Raw genomic sequence first — 23,453 nt, forward strand, 5'->3', positions numbered from 1 at the left:
GCCTAAATACAACACCATCTCTGGCCAAAGACCACAGGGATACGCCCATGAACATCGACAAATTCACCGACCGCGCGAAAGGCTTCCTCCAGTCCGCGCAGACCGTCGCCATCCGCATGAACCATCAGCGGATCGCGCCCGAGCATCTGCTGAAGGCGCTGCTCGAGGACGAACAGGGCATGGCCGCGGGGCTGATCGCGGCCGCGGGCGGCGACGCCAAGCGCGCGACCGCCGAGACCGATCTCGCGCTCGCCAGGATCCCCGCCGTGTCGGGCTCGGGCGCGCAGACCACGCCGGGCATCGACAATGACGCAGTCCGCGTGCTTGACCAGGCCGAACAGATCGCGACCAAGGCGGGCGACAGCTTCGTCACCGTCGAACGCCTGCTCGTCGCGCTCGCGCTCTCGCTCAACACCGCCGCGGGCAAGGCGCTCAAGACCGGCGGCGTCACCCCCGAGGGGCTCAACACCGCGATCAACAGCGTCCGCCAGGGCCGCACCGCGGACACCGCGGGCGCCGAGGACCGCTATGACGCGCTCAAGAAATTCGCGCGCGACCTGACGCAGGCGGCGCGGGACGGCAAGCTCGACCCCGTCATCGGCCGCGACGAGGAGATCCGTCGCACGATCCAGATCCTCGCGCGCCGTACCAAGAACAACCCCGCGCTGATCGGCGAACCCGGCGTCGGCAAGACCGCGATCGCCGAAGGCCTTGCCCTTCGCATCGCCAACGGCGACGTCCCCGACACGCTCAAGGACCGCCGCCTGATGTCGCTCGACATGGGCTCACTGATCGCCGGCGCAAAATATCGCGGCGAGTTCGAAGAGCGGCTGAAGGGCGTGCTCGACGAGGTGAAGGCCGCCGAGGGCGACGTCATCCTGTTCATCGACGAGATGCACCAGCTGATCGGCGCGGGCAAATCCGAAGGCGCGATGGACGCAGGCAACCTGCTCAAGCCAGCCCTCGCCCGCGGCGAGCTCCACTGCGTCGGCGCAACCACGCTCGACGAATATCGCAAATATGTCGAGAAGGACCCCGCGCTCCAGCGCCGGTTCCAGCCCGTCATGGTCGGCGAACCCACCGTCGAGGACACGATCTCGATCCTGCGCGGCCTCAAGGAGAAATACGAGCTCCACCACGGCGTCCGCATCACCGACGGCGCGATCGTCGCAGCCTCGACGCTGTCGAACCGCTACATCACCGACCGCTTCCTCCCCGACAAGGCAATCGACCTGATGGACGAGGCCGCGAGCCGGATCCGCATGGAGGTCGAGTCGAAGCCCGAGGAGATCGAAAATCTCGACCGCCGCATCATCCAGCTCAAGATCGAGCGCGAGGCGTTGAAGCGCGAGACCGACGAGGCCTCGATCGACCGGCTCGACACGCTCGAGGGCGACCTCGTCAATCTCGAGGAACAGTCCGCCGAGCTGACGACGCGCTGGAAGGGCGAGAAGGACAAGATCAACGCCGAGGCGCGGCTGAAGGAACAGCTCGACGCCGCGCGCCTCGAACTCGACCAGGCACAGCGTTCGGGCGATCTCGCGCGCGCGGGCGAGCTCTCCTACGGCACGATCCCCGGCCTGCAACGCCAGCTCGACGAGGCGGCGGGCGCGACCAAGGGCGCGATGCTGCGCGAGGAGGTCAATGCCGACGACATCGCCGGTGTCGTCAGCCGCTGGACCGGCATCCCGGTCGAGCGGATGCTCCAGGGCGAGCGCGACAAATTGCTCGCGATGGAGGCGACGATCGGCAAGCGCGTCATCGGCCAGGCGCATGCGGTCAAGGCCGTCTCGACCGCGGTCCGCCGCGCACGCGCGGGCCTTCAGGATCCCAACCGGCCGCTCGGCAGCTTCCTGTTCCTCGGGCCAACGGGCGTCGGCAAGACCGAGCTGACCAAGGCGCTCGCCGAATTCCTGTTCGACGATCCCTCGGCGATGGTCCGCATCGACATGAGCGAGTTCATGGAAAAGCACGCGGTCGCGCGGCTGATCGGCGCGCCTCCCGGCTATGTCGGCTATGAGGAGGGCGGCGTGCTGACCGAGGCGGTCCGCCGGCGGCCCTATCAGGTGATCCTGTTCGACGAGGTCGAGAAGGCGCATGGCGACGTGTTCAACGTGCTCCTCCAGGTGCTCGATGACGGCCGCCTGACCGACGGCCAGGGCCGCACGGTGGATTTCAGCAACACGCTGATCATCCTGACGAGCAACCTCGGCAGCCAGTATCTCGCCAACATGGCCGAGGGCGACGACGTGTCGTCGGTCGAACCCCAGGTGATGGAGATCGTCCGGTCGCACTTCCGCCCGGAATTCCTCAACCGCCTGGACGAGGTGATCCTGTTCCACCGTCTGGGCCAGGCGCACATGGCGCCAATCGTCGACATCCAGGTATCGCGCGTCGACAAGCTGCTGGCCGACCGCAAGATCACGCTCGACCTCACCGAAGCCGCCCGCGCCTGGCTCGGCCGCGTCGGCTACGACCCCGTCTACGGCGCAAGGCCCCTCAAACGCGCGGTCCAGCGCTACCTCCAGGACCCCCTCGCCGACATGATCCTGCGCGGCGAGGTCAAGGACGGCGCCACCGTCCATATCGGCGAGGGCGACGGGAAACTGGTGCTCGCGGTCGGGTGAGCCCCCGAACGGCAGGCACAAAAAAAGGGCGGCTCCCGAAGGAGCCGCCCCGATATGTCGCGTGGGTATCGGCTTAGAAGTTGAACTTCGCGCCGGCACGATACTGACGACCGAAGATGCCGTCGCCACCCTGGATCGCATTGTACAGATACGCGCCATAGGTGACGGTATCGACCGGCGGCAGGCGATCGAAGAGGTTCAGCGCGTTGACGTAGAAGCTGAACTTGTCGGTGACCTTGAAGTTCACGTTCGCATCGACCGTGATGTAGCTCTTCACGTGGCAGTCATTGTACACGGCAGCCTGGCCGCAATCCTTGTATTCGTCGCCCTGATCGGTCGCCGACAGGTCATAGCCCGACGTGTAGTTGACCGTGGTGCTGACTGCGAAGTCGCCGAAGTCGAACGTGTTGAGCCAGTTGCCCTTCCACTCGAACGTCCCCGACCCTGCGGTCAGGTTGAAGTTGCCGAGCGTGCCCTCATAGCGCTGCTTCTCGCCGTCGATCGTCGTGCTGAGCTCGATGATGTAGCTCGCATTCAGGTTCGACGTCCACTTGACCGGACCGAAGTCATACGCGCCGTTGATGCCGAAATCGATGCCCGACGACTTGATCGTGTCGGCATTGATCAGCTGCGAGCGGACGAAGGCGATCTTCGGACGCGCGTTCGGGTTGTTGACGTCGGGTGCGTCGGCGATGACCTCGAACCCGGCAACCGGTGCGGCACCGGCATAATAGGCTGCGATCGCGGCCGAATTGTCCGGCGTCGTGATCGCACCGGTCTTCTTGATGTTGTAGTAGTCGACGGTCAGCGACACGCTGCGGATCGGGTCGAACTTGAGCCCGCCGGTGAAGCTGCGCGACTTTTCAGGCTTCAGCTCCGGCGATGCCAGCGTCGTCTGTCCGATCGAGTAGGACGTCAGATAGGCCGGGCACGCCGTCGGGTTCGCCTGCGAACAGCCTGCGCCATATTGGGAAAGGAACGCATCGGGGATCGCCGAGATCTGCTGCGTCACATAGCCCGTCGTCGGCAGTGCATTCGCCTCGCCGAAGCTCGGGATACGGAAGCCGCGCGAATAGGTACCCCGCACCGTGACCTGCTGGAGCGGCGTGAAGATCGCGCCGACCTTCGGCGAGAAGTTGCTCTGCCCGGTCGAATAGTGATCGTAGCGACCCGAACCGTTGAGCGTCAGCACGTCGAGCACCGGTGCGTTGATTTCGGCGAAGGCCGAGCTCACCGTGCGGTTACCCTTGGTACCAAAGGCGTTCAGCGTGAAGTACCGCTGCGTCGCGCCGTTATAGTCGTCGTTCGCGCTGGGCGCGTCGACCGCTTCGTAGAAGATCGAGCCACCGACCGCGACGCGCAGGTCGCCGCCGGGCAGCGTGGCAAGCGACTTCTGGACGGTCAGCTGCGCCTGATAGAGATCCGACGTCGTGTCGGTGATGTTCTCAGGCGTCAGATAATCGCGCACCGCCTGGGTGTTGAGGCCCGGGTTGACGAAGTTGTAGCTGCCGTCGGCAATGACGTTGAGCAGGTTCTGGATATAGACATACCCGTTGGTCTTCACCCGCAGGTCGGTGTGCATCGCCGTTGCGTTGAAGTCATAGTCGAAGCCGTTGAGGACCGTGCCCTTGAGGCCGAATGCGGCACGGTACACGCGGCTGCGGGTCTCGTTCTGCGTGACCGTGTCGGGCAGCGCGCCGACGAGACGTGCGACCTGGCCCTGTGCCGCGAACGGGTTGTTCGGGTTCAGCGTGCCGTTCGTCGGACCGCAGTTCACGCGCGCGGCGCAGACATAGACCGGCAATGCCAGGACGCCCGAGCCCGCGGCCAGCGCGGCAGTCTGCGCCTGCGAGGTCGAGAACTGCGGCGAGAGGATGCCGGCCGGTGCGTTACCGCGGATGACCGACGGACGACCGGTATAGTTGCTCGCCGACTGGGCGAAATTGACCAGCAGATATGCCTCGGAGTCGGCACCGACCTTTGCGCTGAAACGGGCCGAGCCGCCGAAACGCTCGATGTTCGGCGTCACCATGTCGTACTTGTTGGTGTTGTCGACCTGGCAGACCGTGGTCGGCGTCGTCACGTTCGCCGGCGTGGCGAGCTGCGCGGCGGTCGGGTTGTAGGGGGTGCCGTTGAGGCAGCCCGCTGCCGGGTTCAGCAGCTGGTACCGGCCCGATGCGACCGTGTTCGCGGCGTCGGCCGGACGGACGTAGAAATTGCCCGTACCGATCGCGAAGCCGTTGAGGGCGCCGTTCGCGTCAAGGCCGTTCGCCGTGTTGTTCGGGCCGCACTGCGTGGTGCCGGTGCGGTTGGAACAGATCCCGGTCAGGTTGTCCGAATTGAAGGGCGCCGGCAGGTCGCGCTGGTACACGCCCTCGTTGCGGAAATAGAAGCCGCTGACATAGGCGTTGTAGCCCTTCTCGTCGAGGTCGCCGGTACCCGCGGTCAGCGTCAGCCGCTGGTTGGCGTTGTTGCCGTTCTCGGAGATGCCGGCCTCGGCGCGACCGCTGATGCCGTTGAACTTGCGCTTGGTGATCACGTTGACCACGCCTGCAATGGCATCGGCACCGTAGCTCGACGATGCGCCGTCGCGCAGCACGTCGATGCGCTCGACGATGTCGTCGGGGATGGTGTTCAGATCGACGAAGTTGCGCGATCCGTCATCCGACAGCGGGTAATAGGCGGCGCGCAGGCCGTCGAACAGCACGAGCGTCGAGTTGGTCGACAGGCCACGCAGCGACACCGAAGACGCGCCCGCGGCGAATGCGCCGTTGGCGGTGAACGAGTTGGTCAGCGCCGGGCCGTTGTTCGACGACAGCGCCTGGATGCCGGCCTGCACCGTGTTGATGCCGCGCGAATCCAGATTTTCGGTGGTCAGCGTGGTGACGGGCGAAATGCCGGTATCGGTACCGCGGATGATCGATCCGGTGACGACGATCTCGTCGCCGGCGGCGGGCTGGTTCTGCGCGGCGACGTCGCTCGACGGGACACCGTTCTGCTCGGGCGGCGTCGCCTGCTGCGCGAACGCCGGCGCCGCCATGGCGAACGCGAACGGCGTCGCAGCCGCGAGCAGGAGCGCCTTCTTGGTCAACGAAATGCTGGTCATCATGATCCCTCGCTTGAACCCGGTCGCCCGCATCGCGGTACGCCGGGCAATTTTCCGCCCCTTTCATCGCGCCGAAGCACGACCCCGAAGGACATGGCGATGGGATGGAGGTGCTGTCGCATCCTGTAAAGAATGCATCCGGGCGGCCGAATGCTTTGGCAATCTCGTGTAGCGAAAAAGACACAATCACTGGTGCTTTTTCTTACAATCTGTTGCTTTTTCCGACAGCAGATCATCGCTACGCATAATAATTAGGCAAAGGCATTTTCACGTCGCACCCGCGACAGGCGCTTGGCGAGGCCTCGGCTCGGGCTTCAGCGTCACTCCGGACCGGCCACACCCGAACCAAAAAAAGGGGCGGCGGATCCATGATCCGCCGCCCCCCGATATCGCGTCCCGAAGGATCGCTTACATGTCGATCGTCAGGCCGACGAACAGGTACCGGCCGAGCGCATCATAGATGCCCGGATAGGTGTTGCCGTTGCCGAACGAGCCGATCGGCGACGCCGTCGCGCTGAGGATCGGCGGGGTCTTGTCGAGCACGTTGTTGACGCCGAGGCGGTAGGTGACCTTGTCCGCGACCCGGATGGTGGCGGCGAGATCGAAATAGTCCTGCGCCTTCACGCGGCCGTCATTGGCGAAGAACGGGCCGGCCAGGTCGGCATCGCCGCTGGTCCGCTCGAACTTGGTCGCCGACAGATGGCGCCAGTTGCCCGACAGGCCGATGCCGCCCAGCGTGGTCAACGACAGACGCGCCTGGTGACGCCACTTGGACATCGGATAGCCGCACTGTGCGCCGTACAGGCCCGCGCAATCGAACTTGGTGCCGACCTTGTCCGACGTGAACTTGTCGACATAGGTGCCGTTGAACGACAGCCCGATCGTGCCGATGCTGTCCGAGCGGTAGGTATAGCCCGCCGAGGTCTCGATCCCCTGCGTGGTCAGCGACCCTGCATTGACGTTGGTGTCGACGATGAAGCCCGCATTGCCCTGCCACAGCGTGCCGTTGGCATCGCGGTTGATCGCACTGCAGAACTGGTCGTCGGCGGTCTGGAGGCACTGCGCGATGATCGTGTCCGCGCCGACGACGCCGATCCGGTCCTTCAGCTTGATGCGGAAGCCGTCGACCGACAGGTTGAAGCCCGGCAGGAACGACGGCCGCAGGATCACGCCCGCGGTGAACGTGTCGGCCTTTTCGGGGCGCAGGTTCGGGTTGCCGCCGAGCAGGCCGTTATACTGCTCGGACGGGTTGGCGGCGATCAGGCCGAACCGGTTCGCGGGAACGCCGGTCAGCGCGCACTGCGCGGCGGTGTTGCCGTTGACCAGGCCGTTGACCGCGGCGCCGGCGCAGGGATCGGTCGCACCGTCGAGCTGGACCGACTGCTGTGCGAACAGCTCCTGCGTGTTCGGTGCGCGGACCGCACGGTTGTAGCCGCCGCGGAAGCGGACGTCGGAGATCGGCGCCCAGACCAGCTCACCCTTGTACGAATGCGCCGAACCCGCGGTGCTGTAGCTCGAATAGCGATAGCCGCCATTGACCGTCAGCTCGTTGACGAACGGGCGGTCGCTGACCAGCGGCACCTGGATTTCGCCGAACACTTCCTTGACGGTGTAGCTGCCGCGGATCGGCAGCGTCGCGCCGCCCTGGCCGGCCAGATCGCCGCTCAGGAACGCGTTGTCGACTTCGAGGCTCAGCGATTCCTTGCGGTACTCGCCACCGACGTTCAGCGCGATGCCCTCGCTCGCGAACGGCGACTGCACGCCGTATTCGGCGCCCTTGAAGGTGAAGTTCGCGTTGAGGACGGTTTCCTTGTTCTCGCCCGACTGGAAGCCCGGGGTCTGGACATAGTTCAGCGCCTCGGGCGTGATCCCGGCCGCGCCGAAGATGTTGAGCGGGACGCAGTTCGGATCGGTGCCGTCGACGACCGAGCGGCAGACCGCCTGGCCGAGCGTCGCCGAGCCGGGACGCGTGTCGGTGATCGCGTCGAGCGCGCGCGTGGTGCGCGAGATCGAGAATTCATTGCGATACACCTGGCTGAACACGGTGCTGCCGAACTGGCCATAGGCCTCGTACGAAATGCCCTTGTCGATATCGCCGGTCGCGCCCGCGACGAAGCGATACTGGGTGTGGCGAAGATCCGCCTGACGCCCGCCGCCCTCGACGTTGCGACGGCCGATGCGGACTTTCGCCTGCTGATACTGCGAGCCGTCCGGGTTGGTCAGGTTGACCACCGCGCCATTGGCGTCGGTCACCAGGTTGGACGCACGGCAGAAGGTCGAGACCTGCGCCGCCGACAGCAGCGGGTTGTTGCAGTTCAGGACCGTCGTGTTGTTGAAATCACCTGACGGCGCGATCTGCGCGACCGAGCGATCGTCCATGAACATGAAGTCGGCATAGGGCTTGAACGCGTCGCTGACTTCATACTTGGCGAGGAAGCCCGCGGTGTAGCGCGTGTCCGGACGCTGGTAATAGTTCAGCGGGTTGGCGTTGTAGAGCGTCCGCCCCGCGACGAGCTGGCCTGCTGCGTTCAGCGTATAGCCGGTCGGCGGCCCGCCCTCGGTCGCATCGCCGAGCGTGAAGTTCGCCGGGAATGCGGTGGCCGATCCGCCGCAGACATAATCGTTGCCGACATTGCCCGACGGCGCGTTCAGCCCGCACGAGCTATAGTCGCGCGACCCCTGCAGGATCGCGCCAATCTTGCGATAGCCGCCATAGCCGACGACATGGCCGCGGCCGTCGCTGGTGGCCGCGCCGACCTTGAAGTTGATGTCGAACTGCGTGCCGTCGAACGCCTGGCCGCTCGGCGCGGGATAGCCGCTTGCCGCCGACAGCGCCTGGAACCGCTCGCTGCGGTTGTTGTGGTTGTTGATGCCGCCCGACACGTCGACGCTGAAGCCTTCGTAATCGGTGTCGAGCACGAAGTTGACGACGCCCGCGATCGCGTCCGACCCATAGACCGAACCGGCGCCGCCGGTCAGCACGTCGACGCGTTTGATCAGCGAGGCGGGGATCATGTTGACGTCGGCGGCCGCACTCGCGGTGCTGCTCGACGAGGGGTTGCCCGGCATCAGGCGGCGGCCGTTGATCAGCACCAGCGTGCGCGATTCACCCAGGTTGCGCAGGTTGATCGTCGCCGTACCGGTCGAACCGTTCGACACCGACGAGGTCTGCGTCGCGAACGACGCCGGCAGGCTGTTGAGCACGTCCTCGATCCGCGTCGCGCCGCGCAGCTTGATGTCCGCCGCGTTGACCACGGTGATCGGGCTGGCAGAGGTCAGGTTGGGGTTCGAGATACGCGATCCGGTGACGACGATGTCGGTGCCCGCGGCGGTCCCGGCTGCAGCGGGATCCTCGCTCGGCGTGTTCGAGACCGCCGGGGTCGTCGCTGCCGCGCCGTCGTCGCTGGTGGTGCTCTGCGGTGCGGGAGCCGGCTCGGCTGCCGGTGCAGGAGCCGGTGCGGTCTGGGCCGCTGCCGGCAGCGCCACAACGGCGCCCGCGATCATCGTGGACGCGAGCAGGCAGTCCCGAAACATATGATTCCGCATGTATTCATTCCCCTTTCGCGTCGTCGATCCGTGATGACTGACGCGATGTGTTGCGGCGCGCTCCGGCGCACTGACTGGGGGCCGGTTACGCAAACGGCAGCGCTTTTGTCCAAAATAAAATTGTAAAATAGTAACGGATCATCGCATTGACGTACCATTGTAACAAAAAGGCAACATCGCGAATCCGGCGCCCTCCGGCGGGTTTTCCGAAGGAATCAAAGGGGATATTCCGGAGATGGCGGGCCCTGCGCGCCCCCGCCCCGGATCGGCCCCGGATTGCCGAAGCCGATACGAGGATGACACGGACATGCACATATCGACACGACGCGCGGCCCCCGGCCTGCTGATCGCCGGCCTGCTGACCACCGCCCTGCTGATCGCGGGCCTGCCGTCCGCTGGGACCGCGGGGTCACCGCGCGGCGGACGCGCGCCCGTGCTGGTCGCGCTCACCCAGTGCCGCACGCTGTCGGACACCGCCGCGCGGCTCGCCTGTTTCGACCGCTCGGTCGCCGCGCTCGAACAGGCTGAAGCGAACCGGACGATCGTCATCATCGATCAGCAGCAGGTCCGCGAGACGCGACGCGCGGTGTTCGGCATCGCGCTTCCCGAGACGGGCCTGCTCGGCAAGGCCGAGGACCTGCCGCAGATCGAGGCGGTTCTCGCGGGTGCGTCGGTCGACGACTCCGGCCATTGGCGCTTCCAGCTCACCGACGGCGCGCGCTGGATCCAGACCGACGACAATGTGATCGCCCGGCGCCCCCGCGCGAAGGACGCGGTCGTCATCAAGCGCGCCGCGCTCGGCAGTTTCCGGATGAGCGTCGGCGGTCAGCCCGCGGTCAAGGTCCGCCGCCTCAACTAGACGTCGCGCGCTCTTACTTCATCACCCCCGCCGCCAGCAACGGATCCAGCTTCGCATCCCCCCAGCGCAAACTCCAGTGGAGATGCGGACCCGTCGCGCGGCCGCTATTCCCCACCGCGCCGACCGGCTGGCCCTGCGTCACCCGGTCGCCCGGCTTCACGTCGATCCGCGACAGATGCAGGAACGCGCTGTTCAGCCCCATGCCGTGGTCGATCATCAGCAGATTGCCCTCCAGCGTGAAGGGGTGATCCGCGGCCAGGATCACCACGCCGTCCGCGGGCGCGACCACGGTCGTCCCCGTCGGCCGCGCGATGTCGATCCCCGAATGATAGGAGCCCGCCTCGCCATTGGCATAGACGCGCTGCGACCCGAACAGCGTCGAGATCCGCCCCGTCACCGGCCAGACGAACGCCTGCCGCCAGCCGTCCGACACCGCCGCGATCCGCCGCGCCGCGACGATCTGCGCCAGTTCGCCGGGGCGCACGCGCGCGAATTCGGGCGCGGGAACCGGATATTTGGGCAGGCTCGACAGCCGCGAGATGTCCCAGCCGCGCGCCGCGATTCCCAGCGGCTGCTGGACGACGCGCCCGTCCGCCAGCGTCGCGACGAGCATCGCCTGCGTCCCCGCATCACGGTCGAACCCCGCGACGAACCGGCGATCGGGCGCGACCGTCACCGCCCGCCCGTCGAGCGTCAGCGCGCGCGTCCCCGCAGGCGCGGTGCCCAGGATCAGCCCGCCCTGGCTCAGCGTCCCGGTCCAGACGAACCCTGTCGCCGCGGGGGCGACCGCGACAGGCGCCGGCCCGGTCTGCGCGACGCCGCCCGACGCCAGCAGCACCAACGGCAGCAGCAGCGTGCGGATCACCGCGGTTTCATCGCCTCGGCGGCGCCCGCCGCGGTCGCATAGGCCTCCTGCCGCTCGACGCTCCAGTAGCGCAGATCCTCGAGCAGGATGCGGTGGCCGGTGACCGCGCACACGACATGATCCCCCGGGCTCAGCACGCGAAACCCGTTCGCCATGTAATGCAGCTTGGCGGCGCGGTCGGAATTGGACATCAGCATCAGATTTCTCTCGTCGTCACAGGGGGAAGGATCAGAACAGGGTCGGCTGGCGCGGCGCGGCACCGGAGGCAGCGGACGGGGCGGCAGACGGCGTCGGCCGGCTCGCCGGCTTCGGCCTGGCGGCGACCTCGCCCTCATCCCCATCGACGGTGGCATCGACCATCCCGTCGCGGAAATGCAGCGTCAGCGCGCCCGCTGCACGCGCCGCCGCCGCCGACGCGAGCGTCGTGCCCCCCGCAGCCCGAGACGTCACCCGCGCATACCCACGGTCGAGGATCGCATCCGGGTTGAGCGACTGGACCAGCCGCCACGTCGCATCGAGCCGCGCCCGCGCGCCCTCCAGCTTGCGCTCGAGTGTCGCCGGCCGCAGCGCCGCGCCCGACCGGTCGAGGCTCCCGCGCGCCAGCGTCAGCCGCCGCTCGAGCCCGCGATCGAGCCGCTGCCCGGCATCGTCCGCACGCTGCCGCTGCGGCCCGAGCAGCTGGTCGCGCTTGGGCAGATGCCGCGCCAGCGCGTCGAGCCGCTCGCGCCCGCGCTCGACATAGCGCCGCGCGCACCGCTCGGTCCGGTTGCGATGGCTGTCGATCGTGAGGCGCAGGTCGGCGAGCACCGGCACCGCGATCTCCGCCGCCGCGGTCGGCGTCGGCGCGCGCAGGTCGGCGGCATAGTCGCACAGCGTCGTGTCGGTCTCATGCCCCACCGCGGAGATGATCGGGATCGAACAGGCGGCGACCGCGCGCACCACGACCTCCTCGTTGAACGACCAGAGGTCCTCGACCGACCCGCCGCCGCGCGCGACGATCACCAGGTCGGGGCGCGGCACCGGCCCGCCGGGCGCGATCGCATCGAACCCGCGCACCGCCGCAGCGATCTCGGCGGCCGATCCCTCGCCCTGCACCTTGACCGGCCAGACGATGACGTGCGTCGGACAGCGATCCTCGAGCCGGTGGAGAATGTCGCGGATCACCGCACCCGTCCCCGACGTCACCACGCCGATCACCTGCGGCATGAACGGCAGCGGCTTCTTACGGCCCGCGTCGAACAGCCCCTCGCCGCCGAGCTTCGCCTTCAGCTTCTCGAGCAGCGCCATCAGCGCGCCCGCGCCCGCCAGCTCCATCCGGTCGATCACGATCTGGTATTTCGACCGCCCGGGATAGGTCGTCAGCTTGCCCGTCGCGATCACCTCGACGCCGTCCTGCGGCACGAAGGCGAGCCGCGCCGCGCTTCCCTTCCAGATCACGCCGTCGATCACCGCCTGATCGTCCTTCAGCGCCATGTAGCAATGTCCCGACGCGACGCGCTTCCATCCCGAAATCTCGCCGCGCAGGCGGACATGGCCGAATTCGCCCTCGACCATCCGCTTCAGCTTGAACGCGAGTTCGCCGACCGACATGGCGAGTGCGTTGTCGCCGGCGACCGGCTCGGCTACCAGCCGCCCCATATCGCTCGCCAGCATGTCGCTGGACACGACGTCATCGGAAAAGGGATCGGGCATGAACGTCCTGCTGTTGGGCTCGGGGGGCCGCGAACATGCGCTCGCGTGGAAGCTGGTGCAATCGGCCAGCTTTTCTCCAGGCCTCGATACGCTCTATGCCGCGCCGGGCAACCCCGGCATTGCCAGCCTTGCGACGCTCGTGCGTCTCGATGCGACGGATCACGCGTCCGTCGTCGCCTTCGTCCGCGAAAAGGCCATCGGCCTCGTCGTGATCGGCCCCGAGGCACCGCTCGTCGACGGCCTCGCCGATACGCTGCGCGCCGCCGCCATCCCCGTCTTCGGTCCGTCGAAGGCCGCCGCGCAGCTCGAAGGGTCGAAGGGCTTCACCAAGGATCTGTGCGCGCGCGCCGGTATCCCGACCGCGGGCTATGTCCGCGTCGCGAGCCGCGCCGACGCCGACGTCGCGCTCACCCGCACCTTCTCGCTGCCCGTGGTCATCAAGGCCGACGGGCTCGCCGCGGGCAAGGGCGTCGTCATCGCCTTCACCCGCGCCGAAGCCGACGCCGCGCTCGACGCGCTGTTCGCGGACGGCGAGGCCGAAGCGGTGATCGAGGAATTCCTCGAAGGCGAGGAGGCGAGCCTCTTCGTCCTCACCGACGGCACCACGCTGATGCCGTTCGGCTCGGCGCAGGATCACAAGCGCGTCGGCGAGGGCGATACCGGCCCCAATACCGGCGGCATGGGCGCCTACAGCCCCGCCCCCGTCCTCACCGCCGACCTCGAACAGCGCGCGCTCGACGAGATCGTCGCCCCCACCGTCGCGGCGATGGCGGCGGACGGGATCCCGTTCAGCGGCGTCCTTTATGCCGGCCTCATGCTCACCGCGCAGGGCCCCAAGCTGATCGAATATAACGCCCGCTTCGGCGATCCCGAGACGCAGGTGCTGATGATGCGGTTCGAGGGCGACCTGATCGCGACGATGCTCGCGGTCGCAGAAGGTCGCCTCGCCGACCTGCCCCCCGCCCGCTTCAGCGCCGCCACCGCGCTGACCGTCGTCATGGCGGCCGAGGGCTATCCCGGCACGCCAAAGGCAGGCGGCGCGATCATCGGCCTCGATTCGGCACGCGCGGCGGGCGGCACCGTCTTCCACGCCGGCACCCGGCTCGAGGATGGCGGCCTCGTCGCCGCGGGCGGCCGAGTCCTCGCCGTCACCGCCACCGGCGACGACCTCGCCTCGGCCCAGACCAACGCCTACCGCGCGGTCGAGGCGATCGATTTCGAAGAAGGCTTCTACCGCCGCGACATAGGCTGGCGCGAACTCACCCGCTGACCCGAAGCAAAAAAGCCCCTCCCCTTCAGGGGAGGGGTTGGGGGTGGGGCGCATCCCCAAACGCAACGCCACTGATACCACCGCCAACACGCATTAAGTCTCGCCCCCCCCGACCCACCCCGCTACTATAGGCAAATGAACGAAACTTCCGCGACGTCCGCCTCGGGCGACAGCCTGCTCCCCGACGGCATCACCACGCTGACGACGATCCATTTCGCGATCATCGCGGTGCTCGCGCTCTTCGTGATCGCCGGGCTGCTCTGGGGCATCAAGGCCAAGCGCAGCCGCAAAAAGGCGTCGCGCGACGTCATCGCCAACGCGCGCGAAGCCGGCGTCGAACCCGCACCCGAGCCGACCCCCGATCTCCCCGCCGCGCCGACGCCCGCCGCCGCCCCCGAAACGCCCCCGGCGCCAGCCCCGAAGCCGGCCCCGAAACCGGCTCCCGCGCCCAGCCAGTCGCAGGTCCAGACCGCCCCGACCCCGATTCCGGTCGCGCCGGCACCGCAGCCAGTCGCCCCCGCGCCCGCGCCCGCTCCCGCGCCAACCCCCGCGCCGCTGTCCGACGAACCGATCGCCGCCGCCAGCTTCGACGCCAACCCCGCCGCCGAAGCCGCCACCCCGACCGAAGCGCCTGCCCCGATCCCGGCACCTGCCCCGGCACCCGCCCCGACTCCCGCGGTCGACCACGCAGCCGCCCCCGTCACCCAGCTCAAGGGCCTCGGCCCCAAGGTCGCCACCCGCCTCGCGGAATTGGGCGTCACCACCGTCGGCGACATGGCCGCGCTTTCCGAAACCGAAGCGCAGAACATCGACGCGCAGCTCGGCGCCTTCACCGGCCGCATGGGCCGCGACCGCTGGATCGAACAATCCCGCCTCCTCGCCGCCGGCGACAAGCCCGGCTTCGAAGCGGTCTTCGGCAAACTCTGACACGCAGGCCGCGCATCAGCGGCCTGCTTCATCCCGACAGGCTATTTCCGACCGAGCGTCTCGATCGCCGCATTGCACCATGCGGGATCCTTCGGATGCTGGCTGCCCTTGCCGATCCGGCTGATGAGATACGGCTCGTCGGCGGGGTTGGCCTTGGCCACGGCAAGGAACGTGTCCATGTCGGCGGCGGCGATAAAGCGCGAACAGCGACCCGCGATTTCCATCGTGTCGCCCAGCCCACGAAGCGGGGCGGACACCGTCCGGTCATCCGCCGGCCGCACGATCACGGGTGGCGCCATCTGCCCCGAGGCAACTTGCAGCAATAAGACAAAGGCTATGGTGGTCATGGCCGACACTAGCACGAACATCCACCACCGCCCGCGTTGACGCGGACGCTGCCTCACGCACCGTTAACGAATTTCATCCACGACAAGGAAAACCAATAAGGCGGCGGACAGGCTATGCAGCAACCACGATACGGGATGGCAAAGGGGCTGCTGATCCTTGCGTATCTATGTCTGGGTCCAATCGTCTGCGCTGCTGTCGCCTTCGACAAGCCTGTCATTATCCTGGCGGTCGGTTTGGCCGTTGGCGTGTTCCTTGGTCCCGTCCTGCACCGTCTGGCAAACAGCGAGCATGCGGAAACCGTCGCACACGAGGAGGTCGACGCCGAAGCAAGGATCGCCATCCTCGTGTGCGCAATCCTGTTCGTCGCACTGTGCGTCTACGTCATCTATAGCTCGTGGTATGACTACCAATCACTTCGCGACGTCCCGATCTACGGGGTCGGAATGATCTATGCGCCGTCTCTTGTAGTCGGAATCGCGGTTTTTGCCTGCGTGCGGTACGTGTCGCGACGGCTTAAAATCTCGGGCAACCGCTAAGCGTCGAAACAATGAGCGCCCGGGTAAATCAACCGGGTCGGTGATCCGGCGCGTTCGGGGCCCCGCACCCCCAGCCTCAAACCTCGCTGACGAGCAGCTTGTCGATCCGTCGCCCGTCGAGATCGACGATCTCGAACTTCCACCCCTGTTCGACGAAGCTTTCGCCCTCGCCCGGCAGATGGCGGAACACGGCGAGCGCCAGCCCTGCGACGGTCGCGTAATCGCGGTCCTCGGGCAGGTCGATGCCCAGCCGGTCGGCCAGCGCATCCGCCGCCATCGTGCCCGCGACCAGCAGCGAGCCGTCGTCGCGCACCACCACCGACGGCGAATCGTCCGGGTCGGCATCCGACTTGAACTCGCCCGCGATCGCCGCGAGCAGGTCGGCGGGGGTCACGATCCCCTCGAAATGCCCGTATTCGTCGTGGATCAGCGCCATCGGCACCTCGGCCTGGCGCAGCGCGATCAGCGCGTCCATCGCGTCGATCTGGTCGATCACCACCGGCGCCTTGCGCATCAGCACGTTGAGGTCGAGCGGCTCGCCGCGGAACAGCGCGGCGGCGATGTCGCGCGCCTGCACCACGCCGCGCACCCGGTCGATCGACCCGTCGCCGACCGGTAGCCTGGTGTGCTGCGACGCGAGCAGCGTGTCGCGGATCTCGTCGGCATCCCAGTTGCAGTCGAGCCAGTCGATATCGGTCCGCGGCGTCATCACCTCGCGCACCGGCCGGTCGGCGAGCCGCACCACGCCCGAGATGATCGAGCGCTCATGCTCCTCGATCACGCCCGACTTGGACGCCTCGGCGACGATCAGGTGCAGTTCCTCGGCGGTGACATGCTCCTCCGATTCGCGGTTGAGGCGCAGCGCCTTGAAGATCAGCGCGCTCGTCGAATCGAGCACCCACACGATCGGCGCGGTGATGATCGCCAGCCAGCGCATCGGCCGCGCCATGAACGCGGCGATCGTCTCGGGCGATCGCAGCGCGAACTGCTTGGGCACCAGCTCGCCGATGATCAGCGAGGCATAGGTGGTCAGCCCGATGACGATCGCAAAGCCGACCGTCTCCGCGGTGCTCGCGCTCAGCCCCAGCGCCTGCAGCCGCGCCGCGGTCGGCGTGCCCAGACTCGCGCCCGAATAGGCGCCCGCGAGGATCCCGATCAGCGTGATGCCGATCTGCACGGTCGACAGGAACTTGCCGGGGTCGGCGGCGAGCAGCAGCGCGGCGCTCGCGCCTTTCCGCCCGGTCCGCGCCAGCGCGTCGAGCCGTGCACGCCGCGACGACACGATCGCAAGCTCGCTCATCGCGAACACGCCGTTCAACGCGACGAGCGCGAGGATGATCGCGACGTCGATCCAGGGGAAGGGGGGAAGCGGTGCCATTGGCTCGATCGTCTCTTGGCGCACATTCGCGCGCTTCACAACCGGTCTCGACACTTATCGTCATCGGGCGTTCAGTGCGCAGGTGGAACAATCGCCGAATATGCCGGGTTATCTGCGGCATGATCAAAAGGGACAGAGACATGAAGGCCAAGGGTATATTCATCGGCGCAGCGCTCGCCGCACTCGTCACGACGTCGGCCTGCACGACCGATCCGGAGACGGGCCAGCGCACGATCTCGAAGACCGCACTCGGCGGTATCGGCGGCGCGCTCGGCGGCTATCTGCTCGGCGACATCGTCGGCGGGCGTAACGACCGGACCGAGAAGCTGCTCGGCGCGGGCATCGGCGGCCTCGCGGGTGCGGGCGTCGGCGCGTACATGGACAAGCAGGAGCGCGATCTGCGCGCGCGCACCGCAGGGACCGACGTCCAGGTGATCCGCCAGGGCGACGACCTCGTCCTCAACATCCCGTCGGGCATCACCTTCGCCTATGACAGCGCGACCGTGCAGCCGCAGTTCCAGCGCACGCTCGACCAGGTCGCCTCGACGCTCGGCCAGTATAACCAGACCTATATCGACGTGTACGGCCACACCGATTCGACCGGCAGCGACTCCTACAACCAGACCCTGTCGCAGCGCCGGGCGACCTCGGTCGCGGATTACCTGTCGAGCCACGGCGTCCAGTCCGCCCGCATCGGCACCCGCGGCTACGGCGAAAGCCAGCCGATCGCCTCGAACGACACCGACGCCGGCCGCGCCGCCAACCGCCGCGTCGAGGTCAAGATCGTCCCCATCACCCAGAACGACCTCCGCTAACTCCACCGTCCGCCCGCCCCTCCGTCATCCCGGCGAAAGCCGGGACCCAGGGTGCGGGCGGACCGGCAGTAGAAGACAGGGGTTCGCGCGGAGGCGCGGAGACGCAGAGAGGGTGTGCACGTCGCGAAGCGACCACCCGATCACCTCCGGCAGAGCTAAAGGTCAGGGTTTCCCGACCGAAAGGCCGGACGCACCCCCTCCGCGCCTCCGCGTGAACCCCTTGTCCTTAATCCCCCCGTCTTGATCACCCCGTCATCCCGGCGAAGGCCGGGACCCAGGGTCACAAGCGCAAACCCGCATGGTCCTGCGCCCCGGCGTCAGCCGGAAGGACGAGCACGCGCCACAAGACAGAAGAAGTTTGGTTCACGCGGAGGCGCGGAGGCGCGGAGACGGTGTGGACGCCGCGAAGCGACCGCCCGATCACGTCCGGCAGCGCAAAAGGTCAGGGTCTCCCGACCGCAGGGCTGGACACACCCCCTCCGCGCCTCCGCGCCTCCGCGCGAACCCATTCTTCTTCTACGAACGCCGCCCCCGGAAAAACCCGGTCAGCAACGCGCCAGCCTCCCGCTCCCCGATCCCCGCATACACCTCAGGCCGGTGATGGCACGTCGGCTGGCCGAAGAACCGCGCGCCATGTTCGACCGCGCCGCCCTTCGCATCCGCCGCCCCGTAATAGAGCCGCGCGATCCGGGCATGCGCGATCGCCCCCGCGCACATCGCGCACGGCTCGAGCGTCACCCACAGATCGCAGTCCTCCAGCCGGTCCCGCCCCAGCGCCTTCGCCGCCGCGCGAATCGCGAGCATCTCGGCATGCGCGGTCGGATCGCACAGCGCGCGCGGCGCATTGGCCGCGGTCGCGATCACCTGCCCGGCACGCACCACGACAGCGCCGACCGGCACCTCCCCCGCCGCCGCGGCGTCGCGCGCGGCGTCCAGCGCGCGCCGCATCGGGTCGGGGATCGGAAACATGCCCCGCCCTGCCCTGCCTTCCCCATCAGGTAAAGCCGCAGGGCAGGGCGGGCGCGGATCAGTTGGCGGGCACCTGCCCATTGTCCGCCGCGGTCCCCGGCTTGTCGACCGAGATCGTCGGCACCGCGACCGTCTTGGTCTCGGTCCCCAGCCGCACCTTGGCGACGTCCGCCTCGAATTTCGGCGTCTGGATCGCGCCGGCGCGCGTCTGGTCGATGTTGATGATCCCGAAATACATCAGCGCGACGACGGCGAGCAGCGCGATCGCGACCAGAGACAAGAGCGTACGCATGGAATTCCCCTTATATAAGGCCACGACCCATGACGGGCGTCGACCGGTTCGATGGCGTAACAACGTCGATCAACCCCGCGCGGTTGCACGCCCCGCTCTGCCGCCCCGTTCGCCGCATCCGCGTGGGCACCGATCGGCAAAAACAGGTGAATCGGTTGACGCGGCCGCGCTTGCCGGGTATCCGCGCGCCTTTCCGGGGTTCCTCCCGACACTTGATAGGTAGACAGATGTCGCGCATTTGCGAACTGACCGGCAAAGGCCGGATGGTCGGGAACAACGTGTCCCACGCCAACAACAAGACCAAGCGTACGTTCCTGCCCAACCTGCAGAACGTCACGCTGATCTCCGACTCGCTCGAGCAGAGCGTTCGTCTCCGCGTCTCGACGCACGGCCTGCGTTCGGTCGAGCATAATGGCGGCCTCGACAACTGGCTCGTCAAGACCTCGGACGACAAGCTCTCGCTCAAGGCCCGCCGCCTGAAGCGCGACGTCGTCAAGAAGATCGCCGCCGCCGCCTAACCCGCGCGACTGCGACACGGCCCCGGCCCGCGCTCCCACCGGAGCGCGGGCCGTCGGCATTTGTACGCCCGCCGCACGGAAACGCGCCGCCGAACCCGTTCCACCCCCTCTCCGTTGGTGTCGAGCGCAGTCGAGACACCGCCCGCCCGGCGCACCGTCCCCTCCCGTTCGTGTCGAGCAACCCCCTCCCGTTCGTGTCGAGCGAAGTCGAGACACCCCCACCCCGCTCGCCTCCCGCCGTTCGTGTCCAGCGACCCCCTCCCGTTCGTGTCGAGCGAAGTCGAGACACCGCCACCCCCGCTCGCCCCCCGCTACCCCTCCAGCCGAAACTTCAGCAACAGAGTCCGCTCCAACGCAGTCTCGTTGTCGTCCGACACGATCCACACCACCGTGTCGTCCCCCTCGCGCACCACCGCGATCCCCTCGAAATTGTCATGCACCAGCGGCGCCGCCAGCCGCGCGATCTCGCGCCCGCGCACCACCGCCCCCGCCCGAATCGCCCCCGATTCGATCACCGTCACGGCGTTGGAAAACGCGAACGGCGCGGCAAAGGCGCGATTGAGCACGATCAGTCGCCCGTCGGGCAGCTCGGCGACATCGACCGGACTGAACCCGACCGGCGGCACATAGGTAAAGCCGACGCCGCGCGCGTTGAGCGGATCGCCCGCAAACAGCAGCCCCCGCCGCCCGGTCCCGCGCCCGACCCCGCCCGCGCTCGTCCGCACCCGCGGCCGCGCGGTCTCCGACAGCACGACGAATCGCCCGTCGCGCAACCGCACCATGCTCTCCGGCCCGCCATTGTCGGGCCATTCGCGCATCGCCCGCGGCCGGACCATCCCCTCGAATCGCGCCAGCAGCGTGCCGTCCGCCCCCGCGGCATAGCGCCCGACCGCGTTCCAATATTCGAACCCGACCCAGGCGGTCCCCGTCGCCGCATCGATCGTCAGCGATTCGCTGTCCCGGTCGCGCTTCGACCAACCCTGTCCGGGCCCACCCGGCAGCGCGGCAAAGCCGATCCCCGCGGGCCGCCAGTCGTCACCGATATGAAAGCGGACGATATTCCCGCCATCGCTCAGCAGCGTCACCTGCGTCCGCGAAGCCCTGCGACGGACCGCGATCGAGGAATATCCCCCGAACGCCGAATCGCGACTGCGCAGCACCACCCCGCCCAGATAGGTCAGCCCGCCGAGCCGCCGCCGCGACGGATCCGCCGGATCGATCCGCACCCGCGTCGCGGTCATGTCCGCCGCCGCACCCAGCAGCGGCAGCCGCGACGTGCCGCTCCATCCGGGCACCAGCAGGTGCACGCTCGCCAGCACGAACAACAGGGTCGGGATACGCCGCACGCCCGCCCCATAGCCGCTGCCGCGCCCGGGGGCACCTGCTTCCAGTCAGGCGCACGCGATAGGGCGCGGGACCGGAGTCGCGCCTGAACCGTTGATAACGAACGCATTCAGGCTCGGCTCAATCCGACTCGACCATAAGGCTGTCATCAGGATCGAAGGGCCCGCCACCGGCGCACTCCCCCAGGTCCCAAATGGGAGACGTTTGATGTTCAAGACCTTCACCCTCGCCGTCAGCGCGCTCGCAATGGGCACCGCGACCCTGGTCCCCGTCGCCGCTGAGGCGCAGCGCTACGGATACGAGCGCGGCTATGACCGCGGTTACGACGGGCGCGGCTATGACCGTGGCTATAACGGCCGGGGCTATGACCGCGAATATCGCGGCAACGACCGCCGCTACAGCTACCGCAACGACCGCAACAACCGTCGCGGCTGCGACAACACCGGCGGCACGATCGTCGGCGCCCTCGCCGGCGGCCTGCTCGGCCACACTGTCGCGGGTCGCGGCAACGGCACGATCGGCGCCCTCCTCGGCGCCGCCGGTGGCGGCCTCGCCGGCAACGCGATCGATAAGTCGGACAACCCGCGCTATTGCCGGAGGTAAGCGCGACAGCGCGGGTGCTCGCACGGCGAGCACCTCCGGCACGGCCGGCGGGTGGCCCCAAGCCACCCGTCCGACGACGGCTTAGCCGGCGTCCGCTCCGGGCCTGCTCCAGTTTCCCCAGTTCCCTCGCGTAGCGTATCGAGGGCAGAGGCCGGTCCCCCACAGGGGGCCGGCCTCGTGTTCGTCGAGGGTCGCGCGAAGTCGCGCACCCTCGACCGGCCGGCGGGTGGCGCCCGCGCCAACCCGGCCGACGGCTTTGCCGACGGCAGGCCCGCCTACGCCAGTTGGCACCCCGTCATCACACCCCTCTTCCGTCATCCCGACGAAAGTCGGGACCCAGGCTACCACCCGCAACGCCCGTGACCCTGGGTCCTGACTTTCGTCAGGATGACGAGAGTGAATGACGTCCACCACCAAACCCCGTCATCCTGACGAAAGTCAGGATCCAGGATACCACCCACCGTCCCCGGCCGCGCATCCCCGCTTCCGTCGCAACGCCGACCGCCCTACGCTGCGACATCCAGACCCCGGAGAGCCCCGTGATCCGCACCCTCGCGCTCGCCATGCTGACGACTCTTCCGCTACTCGCCGGCTGTGCGGCCGCGCCGCACGCCGAAAAGCCCGTCCTCACCGCACACGCGGTCGCGCAGATCGCCACCCGCTGCGGCGCGGTCCGCGGCAAATTCCGTCCCAGCCGGACCCAGCTCCCCAGCGCAGATTTCACCCTGCACGCCGACGATCAGGGCGACGCGCAGTCCTCCCCGACGGTCCGCTGCATCGGCACCGCGCTCGACGCGTACCGCCACGATTATTTCGGTTTCGCCCCCGAGACCGGAACGACCCCGTCATCCTGACGAAAGTCAGGATCCAGAGCCCAAGGCCACCGTCCCCAGCGACCCAGAGAAACCCAAGCCGCCGGCAAAGCCGTCGGCCGGACCGGGTTCCACCCGTCCGCCGGCCGTGCCGGTTTTGCCCCGGCTGCCCCGCAGCCGGGCCAAAACCGTCAATACATATGCTGTCCGCCATTGATGCTCAGCGTCGAGCCGGTCACGAACCCGCCCTCTTCCGAGCACAGGAACACCACCCCGCGCGCAATCTCGCTCGCCTGGCCCAGCCGCCCGACCGGGATCTTCGCGACGATCTTCTCGAGCACGTCGGCCGGCACCGCCGCCACCATATCCGTATCGATATAGCCCGGCGCGATCGCGTTGACCGTCACGCCGGCCCGCGCGCCCTCCTGCGCCAGCGCCTTGGTAAAGCCGTGGATGCCCGATTTCGCCGCGGCGTAATTGACCTGGCCATATTGCCCGGCCTGCCCGTTGATCGAACCGATATTGACGATCCGCCCCCATTTGCGCGACCGCATCCCCGGGAACACCGCCTTGGCCATGTTGAAGCAGCCGCCCAGATTGGTGTCGATCACCGCCTTCCAGTCGTCATAGCTGAGCTTCAGGATCGTGCCGTCGCGCGTGATGCCCGCATTGTTCACGACGATGTCGACATCGCCCAGGTCGGCCGCGACCTTCGCACAGCCCGCCTGGCACGCGTCGTAATCCGCGACATCCCATTGATAGACCGCGATTCCGGTCCGCGCGGCAAACGCCTCGGCACGTTCGGCATTGCCCGCATAGGTCGCCGCCACGGTCAGCCCGGTCTTCTGCAGCGCAAGGCTGATCGCCTCGCCTATGCCACGCGTTCCCCCGGTTACGATCGCGACGCGTGCCATGCCTTCTCTCCCGCCATACGTGTTTTACCGGA

20 protein-coding genes are annotated in these 23,453 nt (G+C 67.9%); 9 read left to right on the top strand and 11 right to left on the bottom strand.

The window, feature by feature from the left end; genetic code table 11:
• Positions 1 to 47 precede the first annotated feature (47 nt).
• Entirely contained in the window at positions 48 to 2,627 is a 2,580-nt protein-coding gene (gene clpB, locus IFT71_RS09650) for an ATP-dependent chaperone ClpB (protein ID WP_192140552.1), read from the top strand.
• Positions 2,628 to 2,700: 73 nt separating this feature from the next.
• On the opposite strand, the gene IFT71_RS09655 is transcribed toward clpB, so the two are convergent.
• Positions 2,701 to 5,736, bottom strand: coding sequence for a TonB-dependent receptor domain-containing protein (locus IFT71_RS09655; protein ID WP_192007968.1), 3,036 nt, complete (start codon positions 5,734 to 5,736; stop codon positions 2,701 to 2,703).
• A gap of 405 nt (positions 5,737 to 6,141) precedes the next feature.
• Complete coding sequence (locus IFT71_RS09660; protein WP_192140554.1) at positions 6,142 to 9,279, bottom strand: TonB-dependent receptor domain-containing protein; 3,138 nt, start codon at positions 9,277 to 9,279, stop codon at positions 6,142 to 6,144.
• A 307-nt stretch (positions 9,280 to 9,586) separates the two neighbouring features.
• Here IFT71_RS09660 and IFT71_RS09665 point away from each other — a divergent pair, with 307 nt between their 5' ends.
• Complete coding sequence (locus tag IFT71_RS09665) at positions 9,587 to 10,138, top strand: hypothetical protein (RefSeq protein WP_244654857.1); 552 nt, start codon at positions 9,587 to 9,589, stop codon at positions 10,136 to 10,138.
• Positions 10,139 to 10,151: 13 nt separating this feature from the next.
• Here IFT71_RS09665 and IFT71_RS09670 read toward each other — a convergent pair whose 3' ends face one another.
• Genes IFT71_RS09670 through xseA form a run of 3 tightly spaced genes read right to left on the bottom strand, consistent with a single transcriptional unit; the run spans position 10,152 to position 12,695 of the window.
• A complete protein-coding gene (locus IFT71_RS09670) occupies positions 10,152 to 11,003 on the bottom strand; it encodes a M23 family metallopeptidase (protein ID WP_342212631.1) in 852 nt (283 codons plus the stop codon).
• Positions 11,000 to 11,200 carry a DUF2093 domain-containing protein gene (locus IFT71_RS09675; protein WP_031441717.1) on the bottom strand — a complete coding sequence of 67 codons (201 nt, stop codon included), beginning with the start codon at positions 11,198 to 11,200 and terminating at the stop codon, positions 11,000 to 11,002. The genes IFT71_RS09670 and IFT71_RS09675 overlap by 4 nt, the downstream gene beginning before the upstream one ends.
• A gap of 31 nt (positions 11,201 to 11,231) precedes the next feature.
• Positions 11,232 to 12,695: an exodeoxyribonuclease VII large subunit gene (xseA, locus tag IFT71_RS09680; RefSeq protein WP_446740759.1), complete on the bottom strand. Its 1,464-nt coding sequence runs from the start codon at positions 12,693 to 12,695 to the stop codon at positions 11,232 to 11,234.
• Here xseA and purD point away from each other — a divergent pair.
• Both purD and IFT71_RS09690 read left to right on the top strand, forming a co-directional pair.
• Positions 12,694 to 13,965 (top strand): phosphoribosylamine--glycine ligase, encoded by a 1,272-nt coding sequence (gene purD, locus IFT71_RS09685; protein WP_192140556.1) that lies wholly within the window; start codon positions 12,694 to 12,696, stop codon positions 13,963 to 13,965. The two genes, xseA and purD, sit on opposite strands and share 2 nt — an antisense overlap.
• 135 nt (positions 13,966 to 14,100) lie before the next feature.
• The gene (locus IFT71_RS09690; RefSeq protein WP_192140558.1) at positions 14,101 to 14,892 is read left to right on the top strand and encodes a hypothetical protein; all 792 of its coding nucleotides are present in this window, start codon (positions 14,101 to 14,103) and stop codon (positions 14,890 to 14,892) included.
• A gap of 41 nt (positions 14,893 to 14,933) precedes the next feature.
• Here the strand turns inward: IFT71_RS09690 and IFT71_RS09695 are convergent, their stop codons facing one another.
• Entirely contained in the window at positions 14,934 to 15,239 is a 306-nt protein-coding gene (locus IFT71_RS09695) for a hypothetical protein (RefSeq protein WP_192140560.1), read from the bottom strand.
• Between the two features lie 135 nt (positions 15,240 to 15,374).
• Here IFT71_RS09695 and IFT71_RS09700 point away from each other — a divergent pair, with 135 nt between their 5' ends.
• Entirely contained in the window at positions 15,375 to 15,776 is a 402-nt protein-coding gene (locus IFT71_RS09700; RefSeq protein ID WP_192069506.1) for a hypothetical protein, read from the top strand.
• Between the two features lie 76 nt (positions 15,777 to 15,852).
• On the opposite strand, the gene IFT71_RS09705 is transcribed toward IFT71_RS09700, so the two are convergent.
• The gene (locus tag IFT71_RS09705) at positions 15,853 to 17,154 is read right to left on the bottom strand and encodes a hemolysin family protein (RefSeq protein ID WP_107045480.1); all 1,302 of its coding nucleotides are present in this window, start codon (positions 17,152 to 17,154) and stop codon (positions 15,853 to 15,855) included.
• A 140-nt stretch (positions 17,155 to 17,294) separates the two neighbouring features.
• Between IFT71_RS09705 and IFT71_RS09710 the strand changes: the two genes are divergently transcribed.
• Complete coding sequence (locus IFT71_RS09710) at positions 17,295 to 17,969, top strand: OmpA family protein (protein ID WP_056406963.1); 675 nt, start codon at positions 17,295 to 17,297, stop codon at positions 17,967 to 17,969.
• Positions 17,970 to 18,485: 516 nt separating this feature from the next.
• On the opposite strand, the gene IFT71_RS09715 is transcribed toward IFT71_RS09710, so the two are convergent.
• Both IFT71_RS09715 and IFT71_RS09720 read right to left on the bottom strand, forming a co-directional pair.
• Positions 18,486 to 18,917 carry a nucleoside deaminase gene (locus IFT71_RS09715; RefSeq protein WP_192141221.1) on the bottom strand — a complete coding sequence of 144 codons (432 nt, stop codon included), beginning with the start codon at positions 18,915 to 18,917 and terminating at the stop codon, positions 18,486 to 18,488.
• 79 nt (positions 18,918 to 18,996) lie between these two features.
• On the bottom strand, positions 18,997 to 19,230 hold the full coding sequence (locus IFT71_RS09720) for a hypothetical protein (RefSeq protein ID WP_031395039.1): 234 nt from the start codon (positions 19,228 to 19,230) through the stop codon (positions 18,997 to 18,999).
• Positions 19,231 to 19,457: 227 nt separating this feature from the next.
• On the opposite strand from IFT71_RS09720, the gene rpmB reads away from it, so the two are divergent.
• Positions 19,458 to 19,748, top strand: a complete 291-nt coding sequence (gene rpmB / locus IFT71_RS09725; RefSeq protein ID WP_031395040.1) for a 50S ribosomal protein L28 — start codon at positions 19,458 to 19,460, stop codon at positions 19,746 to 19,748.
• Positions 19,749 to 20,059: 311 nt separating this feature from the next.
• Here rpmB and IFT71_RS09730 read toward each other — a convergent pair whose 3' ends face one another.
• Positions 20,060 to 21,094, bottom strand: a complete 1,035-nt coding sequence (locus IFT71_RS09730; protein WP_342212632.1) for an esterase-like activity of phytase family protein — start codon at positions 21,092 to 21,094, stop codon at positions 20,060 to 20,062.
• 205 nt (positions 21,095 to 21,299) lie between these two features.
• Here IFT71_RS09730 and IFT71_RS09735 point away from each other — a divergent pair, with 205 nt between their 5' ends.
• Both IFT71_RS09735 and IFT71_RS09740 read left to right on the top strand, forming a co-directional pair.
• A complete protein-coding gene (locus tag IFT71_RS09735; protein WP_192140562.1) occupies positions 21,300 to 21,695 on the top strand; it encodes a glycine zipper 2TM domain-containing protein in 396 nt (131 codons plus the stop codon).
• Between the two features lie 539 nt (positions 21,696 to 22,234).
• On the top strand, positions 22,235 to 22,549 hold the full coding sequence (locus IFT71_RS09740; RefSeq protein WP_192140564.1) for a hypothetical protein: 315 nt from the start codon (positions 22,235 to 22,237) through the stop codon (positions 22,547 to 22,549).
• Positions 22,550 to 22,698: 149 nt separating this feature from the next.
• On the opposite strand, the gene phbB is transcribed toward IFT71_RS09740, so the two are convergent.
• A complete protein-coding gene (gene phbB / locus IFT71_RS09745; protein WP_192140566.1) occupies positions 22,699 to 23,421 on the bottom strand; it encodes an acetoacetyl-CoA reductase in 723 nt (240 codons plus the stop codon).
• Positions 23,422 to 23,453 lie beyond the last annotated feature (32 nt).

This window comes from Sphingomonas sp. CFBP 13733 (assembly GCF_014841795.1).
Classification (GTDB): Bacteria; Pseudomonadota; Alphaproteobacteria; order Sphingomonadales; family Sphingomonadaceae; genus Sphingomonas; species Sphingomonas aerolata.